Below are 12,479 nucleotides of genomic sequence, written 5' to 3' on the forward strand. Positions count from 1 at the left end.
TCTCCTCAACCGTCTCAGGGCGTCAAGCCCAAAAACCCCGCAATGCGCTGCAACTCTTCGTCCAGCGCCGATGCAAACGCCTTTTCTTGGGGCGCTGACGCCACATAACCCACATCGGGCGTCAACACACCGTCTTTGACACTCAGGTTGGCCCAGCCGATCACCTGATCGCGCCACAGCAAAGGCAAGGCATAGTGCCCGCGCACGCGTTGAGCGGCCGGGGTGTAGGCCTCAAAACGGTAGGGCCAGCCCCACAGCAGTTCAAAGCGCCGACGGTCCCACACCACCGGGTCAAAAGGTGCCAACAAGCGCACCTGCTCGTCCACCGTATGGCGGCGCGACGCCGGGTTTTCGCCGTCTGGCCAATACCAGGTCACGCCATCCACCTCCGCGCTGGGCAGTCTTGAGCGCGCACGCAGCAACACAGCCTGACGCAGCCCGCGCCACTGCGGCACACCGCCCCCCAACAGCAAACCCACCAACTGCCCCAGACTGGCGGCAGGCAGGGGCGCGTATTTGGCAACGATCACATCCACCAGCGCGTCCATCGCCGCCTCGTCACTCAACACGCGGGGCTGCGGCTCACGCACCGCGTAAAGGCGCTGCCCCGCTTCGCGCCGCGCCACCCGCAACAGGCCCCGGTGATGCATGCCGTCGAGTAACTGCGTGCTGGCCCGGCTGTTGCCCCCAAACCAGTTGGTGACTGTGCCGTGGTCAAAGTGCGCATCCACCTCGGCTGGCCGCACCACGCCCCGCTCGTGCACAAACGCCAGCACCTCGGCGGCCTGCTTCATGCGGATGGCAGACCAGACGATGCGGGGTGTGCGCGGGTGCATCAGGTGGTGCACATCGGGGCTGACAAAGCCGTAGTTGACGAAGAAGTCCTCCTCCACATCCAGGCTGGCGTAGCGCACCTCCAGATCGCCCGCCCGATACCCGGCCACGCGGTGGCGAAGCGTCAAATCCTGCGCCCGCGCAGGCGCACGCAAAGGATCGGCCTGCACAAAGCCCAGCCGCTGCAAAGCCTTGGGCAGCGTCGTGGGCCCAAAAAGACTGCGGGCCACGGCATGGCGGCGCAGTTGGTTCAGGTGGATTAAAGGTGCAGGCATAAGGGGGATGATGCAGCACAAACCAGCAGGGCAACACTCTGATGGCCTCTGATTTTTCGTGGATAGTGATGCTGGCTTACGGGCTTACGGGCTGACGGCACATGCGGGCAACGGCCATGCGCACTGCCCTGCGCCCAGCCCTGATCTACGAGCCCAAAGCCCTAAAATTGCCGCCAATTCAAAGCTCGCTGTCCAAGCCCTCCCTCCAGCAAATGTCCTCCATGTCCAACCCCACGGGCCACAGCGCCGCAACCACCCCTGAAACCAGCCACACAGTGCTGAACTTTGCCAACGCCTTGTGGCGCGTGCGCAGGCCCAAGCCCTTTGTGTTGGTGATCGAAGGCGAAGTGGGCCAAGAAAGCACAGCGCCCAGCGACTACCTGCACGACCAACTGCTCTTGCCCGAATGGCGCGAGGCCTTTTACCAACTGGTCGATGCCACCGGCCTGGTGGTCTGCCTGAATGTGCACACAGCACACCCCACCTACCGCGACGTGCGCGGGCGCTCCAGCAAAGGGCGACTGAGCCAAGGCGAGTACTACCACCACGACGGCTGCACAGGCCCCGTCAAGCCACGCTTTGTCGAGATTCGCTGCCCCATCCAGCCGCAAACACGCGGCGTGGCCACCGCCGTAGCACCGCACCACGATGTGGTCAAAGCCATGGTGCAAGTGCTGCCCGCCGAGCTGGCCGCCACGTCGGCGCTGGCTGGGCAAGACATGCGCCTAGAAACCATCAACATGATGGACTATGCCGCGCTGGACCACTTGCAAGGCCTCATCACGCGCACCGTGCGCAAAAAGCTCAACGCCGAAGGCGCACGCAGCTACTTTCGCCAAGTGGATGCCGCCGCCAATGCCTACTTTGAACCTTGGGCCTTGGGTGAAAGCCGCTTCATCGCCAACGCCAACAGCGGCATCACCATGCAACACCGCCGCGCCTACCAAGCCCCCCACACCGGCGGCGTGGCCAATGGCCATTTGGTCAAGCGCTGGACGAATGAAGAACTGCTGCTACCCGGCCAAGTGGTAGACCAAGCCTTGATTGCTGCGCTGTGCAGCGAAGAAGGTGATGAAGTGGATGGGGAGCGAGCTGAGGGGTGTTACCTCGGGGCGCATTGAGCACTGAGCGCAAATTCCAGCGCCCGCTACGCCGTCTCAGTCGGGGCTTTTCCCTGGCAACTCTGCAAACTTGGCCGCCATCGTGGGGTTGCCCCGTGTGAGCTTCTTGATCGTCAAGTCGTCGGCCTTGTCGTTGGCCAGGCGCAAATTGTTGGCTGACTTGTGCAGCGCTTCCTTGGTTTTTTCCAAGTCCTTGATCGCTTCGTCAATGCGCTTGACGGCTTCTTCAAAGCCCTCAGAGGCCAGACGCCAATTGCGCCCAAACGCCGTCTTGAATTCGTCCAGCTGGGTTTCAAACTTGGTGATGTCCACGTTCTGCGAGCGCACCAAGGCCAGCTCGGACTTGTACTTCATCGCGTTCAAAGCCGCATTGCGCAGCAGCGTGATCAAGGGCACAAAGAACTGCGGCCGCACCACGTACATCTTGGGGTAGCGGTGCGACACATCCACGATGCCGCTGTTGTACAACTCGCTCTCCGGCTCCAGCAGGGAGACCAGCACCGCGTACTCGCAGGCCTTTTCCGTGCGGTCCTTGTCCAGCTCTTTCAGAAAATCTTCGTTCCGCTTCTTGGTGGCCGTTTCGTCGCTTTCGTTCTTCATCTCAAACATGATGGAGACGATCTCGGCACCCGACTCGTCTGCGTCGCGAAAAATGTAGTCGCCCTTGCTGCCGTTGCGGGCGTCGTTGTCTTTCTCAAAATGCGCCCGCTGAAAAGCGGCTGCACGGATGCGGTTGAACTCGATTTCGCAGTGCTGCTCCAGGGTTTCACCCACCATCTTGGTCGACAGCCGCGCCTTCATGTCGCGCAGGCGCGCAATCTCGCCATCACGGTCGCGCAGCTGCAAGGCGTATTGCTCCTTGATGGCTTTCTCTTCCAGCTGGTTTTTCACAGCAATCAGGTTGAGGTCATTTTTCAAGCCATCGCGCTCTCGGGCGACCACACCCACGGCCTCGTTCACAGCCAATTGGCGCGCTGTCTCGGTGGCCTCCAGCTTGGCTTGCAGCGCCTGAATTTCGGCGTCCTTTTTGGCGGCTTCGGCCTGCAGCGCATGGGCCAGCTTGGCCTCGGCCAACTGGGCTGCCGCTTGGCTGCTGTTGCGCGCTCTCTCCTGTTCGGTCTTCAGCTCGTTGGCCAACTGATCGCGCTCTTTGCTCACCGTGCCCAAGGCCTCCGAAACCGCCAGCTTGCGCGCCACCTCGCCCGCATCCAGCTGGGCTTTCAGCGCCTGAATCTCCGTGTCTTTGGCCGCCGCTGTTTTTTGCAGCGCATTGGTGACATTGGCCTCGGCCAAGGCAATTGCGTCGCGCTTTTCCCGCTCGGCCAACTCGAGCCGCTCGTGCAACTGCTTGTCAAAATCGCCATCACGCACCTGCTTGAGGATGTCGGCGTACCCCGCCTCGTCGATCTTGAAGGCTTTGTGGCAGTGGGGGCAGATGATTTCGTGCATGGGAAACTTTATGTTGGTCCGTACAGGTTGTAATAAATCAGAGTCTCACGCTGCGATGCGAATTTGATCAGGCATGAGTAGCTTACTGTTGATGAGTTCAGTCCGCGCGTCTTCAGGGTTAGCGGTAAACATGAGTACTCGCAAATCCTCTTTCGCGCGCGAGAACGATACATAGGCGAGCTTCTGAGTTATGGAGAGCTGCCTGTCAGTAGGCTTGCCGGCCGTCAGCGGCGTCAGGACTTTGTTGAAGCTGTAATTATTCCAAGCGGCCTCGACATCGTCATAGACAACCATGACCTTTTCATATTCCTCGCCTTTCACTCCATGTTGGGTGCTGTAGGCAGTGTTGTTGGCAATGTATTCAGCATAGTGAGCCACTGGCCCGGGAGGCATTTGGATTAGCGAGTCCGCGAGCCAATCTCCTTTGTCGAGACTGTGAAGATCTTCATCAAACGCCTCGTCTCGAGGCGCGCGGTCGAGATGCTCACTTAGCCTCTCAGAGGGTTGGACGATCTGATTGTCAATACAGAAACGAAGAACGGCACCTATCGTCTCGGTACGCCACAAAGCCTGCAATTGACTCACCAATGCGCTTGAGGTTTGGACCATAACCTTCAGCGACTTTTCTGCATTGAATCCGTCTGCTGCGAACGCCGGGCTTTCGCGCCGGAGTAAATTAATAACCATTCGGGCGTCGCCTTGCTCATGGGCCGCGATCAACGGGCAAATAGTAGAAAGAAAAGGCTTTAGAAGAAAATGCTCGCCGGACTCAAAAGCATCCTGTGCGCGAGACGAGGCATATTCACCAGTGAAGAGTCGGTTCAGATCGGCAAAGCCCAGCCGCCGCGCGATCATTTGACGCACTAGGAAGAGTCTCATGACGTCATCTCGTCCGGTCCACCCCCAGCCCTCGATCGCAGCGTCCATTCGCGCTAGCGCGCGCTCAATCTGGTCCTCTGAATAGCGCTTGCGAGGCTCCGTTGGCTCCTCCGCTTGAACTAGCAGGAATTCGACACTTCCTTCGCAAGTCTTATTTGCGCCAGCGGCATATTGCTCGACGTCATCACGATAGGCGTTTAAAAGCCGGATGACACTCTGCGAACAGCGGAAATTTTCGGTCTTCGTGATGACCTCACCACCTTCAGGTGGTGCAAAGTCCCCTGCGCTTCGGTCGTAAATTTGCTGCCATGGATCCCCAAAATAACCAATCACTGGAAGTCCGCTGCCAGCACCTACTAAATTGAGACCGGCGACGATGCCTTCAAATGTGTCCTGGGCTTCATCGACAAAGATGTATGGAAACCGAAGGCCGGTGATCCGTCTGAATGTGGCATTTTTTGCAAACAGGTAGGTCGCAATCTCAATGACGTCATCATGACCAATCTGGCCTTCACCGTAATCGCTGAAGTTTGTGTCGGCATATTCGAAAAACTTAACTTTTACGATAGCTGCAAGATCTTCTGTAAGTCGCTCGATCTTTGCGCGCGCCTTCAATGCTTTTTTGCTCTTCCCTCCGTTGTCATCTTCCTTGGCTTTCTCTATAAGGGCCGGGATGCGACTCTCTCGCAGCGCCACCCGAATATCTTCGTGAAAGCGGCTGATCTGTCCCCACAGAAAGCTGTGAAGCGTTGAAACTAAGTAAATGTTGTCGAACCCCAACCGAGTCTTGATCACCTCTACCGCTCGCTTAGTAAAAGTGATGCAGGCGATACGTTGACCTTGCCTTTTGAGGACACTCCCCTCGCGATCACGGATTCGGCTCAGAGCCTCGACCAGCGAGCTTGTCTTGCCGGAACCCGCGCCAGCAATCATTGCGAAGCTGCGATGCTCTTGTAGGCATTTTTGAACCTGCGCATCCGCTGCGCTTTCTACACGGGTCGCCATACTAAGCAGCCTCCGTCGTCGCAGCGCCTAGTGAAACAGTTGTGGTGCTCGGCGGACACAGCCGCTCTTCAAGCCAATGCAACCCTTCAGCAATGTAGTTGGGGACAATCAATTCCTCGGCGCACGCCAAGATATCCATGGCGAAATCGGTCTTCTTGAAATCGTTGGATTGAATTCGTTTGTAGACGCATTCATAAGCGTCTTGGAGTGGTTTCAGTATTTCAACCCCGATGGACAGCGTGCCGGCTCGAAACAACCCAAAGTTCTCGTAAACGATCGCTTCTTCCAAGGTGCGGGGACGGAGCTTCGCACTATCGGCACCATCGACAACCTGAATATCGGTCTGGAACGCAATGCAGCGATCTTTTGCGGAGTGGCGCTTGTCCGCCGAGGTTAGTCTAATCAAACCGTCGACAGTGGATTGCGCACACAGCTTTTTAAGGGAGGCATTGGAGGTTCGCGCGCCAACCACGTCCGCCCGACAGGCAGTCTGATATCCAGTCGGCACTACTGAGTCCAGATCCGTGATGACGAGATAAGGAATGTGAAGGAAGCTGAGCAAGCCTTCAAAACGGTGAGCATAAGCTCCACCCACCTCCAAAACCGTGAGGTACGTGGACTGCAATCGCTTCGCAGTGCGCTCAATCATGTAAGGCATGAGGAGCTTTTCGACCGCCCCTTCAACAAGTACGGCCGCATCGGCGAAGAAGAGGTCGCAGTGGGTGAGACGAAGATAGCGTTTGAGAAAAGCTAGCGATTCTGAAGGGGATATCAGCTTGCCTTCAATTTCCTCAGCCTCTGGCTGGAACGCTCGAAGGCTACGAACCACAGACGCATTGCGGATGCCTGGCGCTTCCACCTCGCCCTCACTGTTGCATCGTTGAAAGTATCGAACTTTCTCGAAAGCCACCGCTTCCATAATATGAGAGGAGTGTGTTGTGACGACGAGCTGCGGCACCAAACCAGATTCACCTGATTCCAGAGCGGACTGGTTGATTACCTCCCAAATGTTTGAAATAAAGGTCTGCTGCACTTGAGCGTGAAGATGGACCTCTGGCTCTTCAATAAAGATCATCAAGCATAGTGGTCTGTCCTCTTTGGTCATCACCCACTGAGAATGGAAATGCCGAGCCTGAATAGCCATGTAGATCAGGTTTTTGAAGCCAAGACCGTTGTAAAGCTCGGGCAGTTCATGCTCTCGGCTGGGATCAACATAGAGCAGCTCAGTGCTTCCACGCAATGCAGTTTCAGGGCTGAGCGAGGAAATGATGCGTAATTCACGATCGTTAATCGACGGTACGCCAAGATGCTTGATCAGCCTTATCAATGGGTCGAATTGCTTGGCGTAATGGTCTGTTAGCAGCTTGTTGTTCGCATCGATCACACTGTGAGCATCCGCTGCATGTCCAACTTGCTCAAGGTTCTTCCGGTAAAAGGAGGCAAAGGCCGACGAAAGCCGATTGCTACGGCTACTGTCGTCATCGTTGATGTTGCGCTGTGCATCAACGAACTCAACCCGAATGAGATGCTTCAGGAGTCGCTTGCCTTCGTCAGACTCAAGCTCACTCGCCACAATCTCGGGAAGGGCCCCTTCTATTGACTTTTCATTAAGCGAAAAATAGCGAACCGCAAAATGGCGACCTAGATTACCGTCGAGCGAAAGATATTGCGCCAACGCCCTTGCACGCGTCCCATCTTCCTGGGTGGGGTAGGCGGATTCATATTGCTCGCGTAACTTCTTTGCGTCCTGTATCTCGTACGACAGTCGAATGCCGACGCGAGTGAAGTCGGAAAGCTTGGGCAACAAAGTGAAAACCCTGCCGAATGCAATGCTCTCGGGATCAATGGTGAACCACAAATCAAGGCTAATTTTCGGCAGGTGCTCAGCATCCCCAGTGGCAATAAAGGTATCAAAATCTGCCATTCTGGCTACCGAGAAATCGTGAATCTTGAACTCGCGACCGCCAAGAAAGCATCGGAATATTGCAGTGGCAGACGTCTTTCCGCTGTTGTTAGGTCCAACGAATATTGACTCGCGTTCTTCGATGTCTATCTGAACGTTCTCTAGTCGGCGGAAATTTCTAATGGCAACTTTACTGACCTTCATACGTATCCTCATCATTGTTGTGGTGTGCTAAACATCTATGGGCTAGTCATTGCCCTAAGTTCCTGCCAAAGCCGTTTATGCCGCACAGGTGGTCGCAATTTGCGACCACATCGGCGTTTTCAGCCTGCGTGAGTTGAAACAGAAAGTCGCGGGAGATCAGAGAAGCCAAAATATATGCGAAAAAAGTTCACACAAGCATATTCTGAATTTGGCCCCAAAAAACCCAGCTCACCACAAATTTGAATTTTTGTGACGTGTTGGACTACCCTTTGCCCTGGGCCACAAAGGCCAGTTAAGCCTTCACTGTCTTCAACGGTTCCCAGCTTGCCCCTGCACCAGCAGATCAAACACAATCCGCGCAAAGTTTGCGGCTTTGCTCGGGTCGGCCAGTAGCTGCATCATCTGGTTCTGGTGGGCTTCGCTGCTGTCGAGGATGGCGTCGTCAATGGCCTTCGAGAAGTCACCCAGCAGGGCCTGCTCGGGCGAGTTGTTCTCGATCTGCTTCATCACCTTGATGTTCTCACCCACCTTGTCGCGGATCGTGTAGGCGTAGTTCACCATGTCCTTGTCGGTGAGCTGGTCGGTGACGAACACCTCGTTCAGGCGGTTGATGATCAGCGACAAAAACTCTTCCTTCTTGTCCTGCGGCTTGGCCGTACCCAGGCCTTCGCCCGGCACCAGCTTGTGGTTCTCGCTATTTTCTTGAAGTACCAAATCCTGCTGTCGTATCTTGGCCACACGGTAGTGGCTGAGCACCACGTTGCCCAGGTCAATGTCGTCAACATCGAGCAAGGTTTCGCGCAACATGGGCCGCAGGTTGCGGGCGTACAGGCTGAGCTTTTCCAGACCGGCGTCGTCGTAATCCACGATCTGCGACATGAACTCATAAAAGCGCACAAAGGTGCCCAGGTCTTTCTTGAAGATTTCGAGCGCGTCTTTTTCCTTCTGGCATTCCTTCAGGCTTTTCTCGGCGTTCGCAATCAGCACCGCATCGCCGGTTTTCTGCGTGCGCTCAAACATCTCCTTGGCCATCTTGAAAGCCTCCACTGCCGATTTGTAGCGCAGCTGCCAGCGTTGCACCGCTGGTTTGCAGATGTTGGCAATCGCAGCGTTGCTCTTGTTCTTCACATAAAACGCGGCGCAGAACTGCTCCACTTCCTGCCAAGTAAAAATGCCACCGGCACGCAGCTTGTCCTGCAGCGTAAAGATCAGGTTCGGGTCGGATACATCCAACAGCTCAGCGGTCTGAAAGTAAGGCTGAAACGCCTCCAGAATCTCATCCGGGTCATTGAAGAAGTCCAGCACATAGGTGCCCGTCTCGGCCTTGTTGGGGTAGGTGCGGTTCAGGCGCGACAGCGTTTGCACACACTCCACCCCCGCCAGCTTCTTGTCCACATACATGGCACACAGCTTGGGCTGGTCAAAGCCCGTCTGGAACTTGTTGGCGACGATCATCACCTGATAGTCGTCCGAATCAAAAGCCTTGCGCATGTCGCGGCCCTTGAGGTTCGGGTTCATATTGCTTTCGGTGAACTTCTCGCCGGTCAGGCCCGCCACGTTCGGGTCTTTGTCGGTGAACTCCACCTCACCCGAAAACGCCACCATGGCGCGAATCTTCTGGTATCCCTTTTCCGCGATGTACTTGTCAAAACACTGCTTGTAGCGCACCGCCTCTTTACGCGAGCTGGTGACCACCATGGCCTTGGCTTGCCCACCCAACAAGCCCATCACGTTGTCCTTGAAGTGCTCCACGATCACCATCACCTTCTGGGCAATGTTGTGGTCGTGCAGGCGCACCCATTGGTTCAGCTTCACCTTGGCCCGCTTGCTTTCCACTTCCGTGTCGGCACCTTGCACCTTCAGGGCCAGCTTGTAGGCCACCTTGTAGTTGGTGTAGTTCTTCAGCACATCGAGGATGAAGCCCTCCTCAATCGCCTGGCGCATGCTGTACACATGAAACGCCGCTGGTTTGTTGGTGGCTGAGGGCACTTCGTCCGGGCGCGGCACGCGGCCAAACAGTTCCAGCGTCTTGGGCTTGGGCGTGGCGGTAAAAGCAAAGTAGCTCAGGTTGCCCGATGCGCGGCGCGCAGCCACCGTGGCGGCGATGATGTCGTCGCTGTCCAGCTCTTCGGCGTCGTCCCGTGCTTCCTTCATCAGCACTTCTTTGAGCTGCCGCGCCGTGGAGCCGCTTTGCGACGAATGCGCCTCGTCGGCAATGATGGCGTAGCAGCGGTCCTTCAGGCTCACGCTGTTTTCAATCGCCTTCAACACATGGGGGAAGGTCTGGATGGTGACGATGATGATGGGCTGGGCCGACTCCAGGGCTGCGGCCAGCTTCTCGGACTTGGAGCCGTCGCCTTCCTTGTTGTTGATGCGCCCCACCACGCCATCGGTGTGCTCAAACTGGTAGATCGTGTCTTGCAACTGCGCGTCCAGCACGGTGCGGTCGGTCACCACAATCACCGAGTCAAACTGCTTCTTGCCATCGGCCTTGTAGAGCGACGAGAGCTGATGCGCCACCCAGGCAATCGAGTTGGACTTGCCCGAGCCCGCGCTGTGCTGAATCAGGTACATCTGCCCCGGCCCCTCGCTGCGCGCCGCCGCCAGCAGCTGGCCCACCACGTCCCACTGGTGGTAGCGCGGGAAGATCATGCTTTCCTTCTTGTACTTGCGGCCTTCCCAGTCTTCTTTGTCCTCAATCTGCAAGTGCACAAAGCGGGCCAAGATGTTGAGCAGGTTGTCCGGCAGCAGCACCTCGTTCCACAGGTAATCCGTGGCGTAGCGGTTGATGTCGTACGGCACACTATTGCCCGCGCCGCCATCGTGTGTGCCTTTGTTAAAGGGCAGAAAGTAGGTGCCCTCCCCCTCCAAGCGCGTGGCCATGTGCACCTCGTACTGGCTGACTGCAAAGTGCACCAGTGCACCGCGCTTGAAGGTCAGCAGCGGCTCGGCTTTCTTGGCCTCCGGGTCGACAGGCAGGCGCGTGGTCTTGTATTGCCGAATGGCGCGTTCCACCGCCTGCTTGAATTCGCTTTTCAGCTCCAACGTGGCCACCGGCACGCCATTCACAAACAGCACCAGGTCAATGCGCCACGCCTTGGCCTTTTTTGCGTCAGTGTTTCCCGTCTCCAGCAGGTGAGCATCCGTCGTCCACGGGCTGTACACCAGCTCTGGCACCACACGCAGGCGGTTTTTGGCGTAGCGGGCCAGCGTGTCCGGGTTCAGGTCGTGCTCGGGCTTGAACTGGCACAGCGACAAACGCGCATTGCGGTCGCGCAGCTCGTGGCGCAGCACCCCCAGCGTGCCAAAAGTGCGGCTGTCTTTGTGCGTGGCATTGGGGTCGGCCTTGCCCAGTTGTGCGGCAACCAGTTGCAAAAACTTCTGCTCCGCATCCTTGGGGTGGTTGGCACAAAACTTTTGCCACTGCGCGTCTTGCGTTTCCTGCACAAAACCCAGCGCATCCTCGGGGTACAAGGCCAGCTCGCGGTTGTACTTGTCCGGCGAGCCGAGCAACCAGCCGTTCGCCAGCAGCTGGCGAATGATGTCGTCTTGAAAGATGCGTTCGGTGGCTTGGTCGCTCATACTTATCCTTGTCTTTAGCCTTGCATTTTGGTTTTGTACCAACCGGCCATGCTTTCGTCCTCAAGTGCATAGTCACCGTAGGCGGCACGCCAGACCAACCCCTTTTCACGCAATGTGTCCAGCGCAGCCTGAACCGATGGAACCGATACTTTTTCTTGCTGCACCAAGTTGGCATAAGCGCGCATCGACGCCTCGGAGAAAGGAACGTAATTTTTGCCCTGATCGATGATCGTCTCCAGCACCGCCCGCTGAATGTCGGGCAAACCGGCGAACTCGCTCTCCATCGCTCCCCACATTCTTTCCTTGATTTCTTCCGCACCATTCTTCAGCGCTTCGCCAAGGTGGTCCGCGCCGGCATCCAAGGCAATCTCGCCGACGATGCTGCGCAGCATCTCAGGGCGATGTCCAACCAACTTGAAGGCCTCAAACATATCCTCGTGACGGAACTGGTTGTCATTGGCCAGCAAGGGGTTCACGAAGTCCGTATAAGCGTCGGTAAAGTCCTTGGTCAGCAAGGGGAACCGCGTCACTTGCGAGCCAAAAAAAGGCTGGGTGCGTTTCAACACCAAGTGGGCCAGCTTGTCACGGTTGGAACCCGTTAAAACAATAAACAGGCCTTGCTGCCCACTGCCTTGGTTCAAGTGATCGCGTGCTGCCTTGAGGGCAAACATGGCATCCACGCCAGCCTGGGTAGAGAGCGCATGCTGTGCTTCGTCAATGACGATGGCGACTGGCGCCTTTCCGGCTTCAACCAACGCCTCCAGAGCATCCGCCAGCGTCAGTCCCGTTGGCAGTTCTAGCGAATCGAGGTTGAGGCTCAGGGCACCGAACACGTTCACTTTTTCCAGCCCGGTCGACTTGGCCATCTTGGCGATGACACCCGCAAAAGTACCAATTTTTGCTTTGACGGCGCTGGTAATGAGTAAAGCCGGGTCTTTGGATTTGTCCGCCCACAAGTCCACATAGATCGTGGTCCAGCCTCGCTTTTGCATGGCGGGCAACATGTCTTCACGCAAGAAAGTGCTTTTTCCCGTGCGTCTTGGCGCGGCCAGGAACAAGCCGGAGCGACTGTCCGCCAAGCCGTGGCCCCCAAGGCTTTCGCAATAACTCTCCGCCAGAGCTGGGCGGTGAAAGGTAAACGGCTTTATCGCACTCATCTTGGACTCCGACTTATGGCAACTTATGGGAAAAAGTATAACTTATGGTTTTCGACATAAGTCGGAATAA

The 12,479-nt window shown here is 56.7% G+C and carries 7 protein-coding genes; 1 reads left to right on the forward strand and 6 read right to left on the reverse strand.

The genetic code is table 11. The features are described from left to right. Positions 1–14: 14 nt before the first annotated feature. Complete coding sequence (locus B9Z51_RS07890; RefSeq protein ID WP_108373460.1) at positions 15–1,109, reverse strand: DNA glycosylase AlkZ-like family protein; 1,095 nt, start codon at positions 1,107–1,109, stop codon at positions 15–17. A 116-nt stretch (positions 1,110–1,225) separates the two neighbouring features. Here B9Z51_RS07890 and B9Z51_RS07895 point away from each other — a divergent pair, with 116 nt between their 5' ends. Next, positions 1,226–2,230 (forward strand): hypothetical protein, encoded by a 1,005-nt coding sequence (locus B9Z51_RS07895; protein WP_233254879.1) that lies wholly within the window; start codon positions 1,226–1,228, stop codon positions 2,228–2,230. 36 nt (positions 2,231–2,266) lie between these two features. Here the strand turns inward: B9Z51_RS07895 and B9Z51_RS07900 are convergent, their stop codons facing one another. From B9Z51_RS07900 to B9Z51_RS07920, 5 genes are all read right to left on the reverse strand, one after another. Next, complete coding sequence (locus tag B9Z51_RS07900; protein ID WP_108373462.1) at positions 2,267–3,679, reverse strand: DUF2130 domain-containing protein; 1,413 nt, start codon at positions 3,677–3,679, stop codon at positions 2,267–2,269. A gap of 45 nt (positions 3,680–3,724) precedes the next feature. After that, on the reverse strand, positions 3,725–5,563 hold the full coding sequence (locus B9Z51_RS07905) for a UvrD-helicase domain-containing protein (protein WP_108373464.1): 1,839 nt from the start codon (positions 5,561–5,563) through the stop codon (positions 3,725–3,727). Position 5,564: 1 nt separating this feature from the next. Further along, positions 5,565–7,670, reverse strand: coding sequence for an ATP-dependent endonuclease (locus B9Z51_RS07910; RefSeq protein WP_108374853.1), 2,106 nt, complete (start codon positions 7,668–7,670; stop codon positions 5,565–5,567). A 309-nt stretch (positions 7,671–7,979) separates the two neighbouring features. Continuing rightward, positions 7,980–11,252: a type I restriction endonuclease subunit R gene (locus B9Z51_RS07915; protein ID WP_108373466.1), complete on the reverse strand. Its 3,273-nt coding sequence runs from the start codon at positions 11,250–11,252 to the stop codon at positions 7,980–7,982. A 14-nt stretch (positions 11,253–11,266) separates the two neighbouring features. Continuing rightward, positions 11,267–12,409 carry an AAA family ATPase gene (locus B9Z51_RS07920; RefSeq protein ID WP_108373468.1) on the reverse strand — a complete coding sequence of 381 codons (1,143 nt, stop codon included), beginning with the start codon at positions 12,407–12,409 and terminating at the stop codon, positions 11,267–11,269. Positions 12,410–12,479 lie beyond the last annotated feature (70 nt).

This window comes from Limnohabitans sp. T6-5 (assembly GCF_003063315.1).
Classification (GTDB): Bacteria; Pseudomonadota; Gammaproteobacteria; order Burkholderiales; family Burkholderiaceae_C; genus Limnohabitans_A.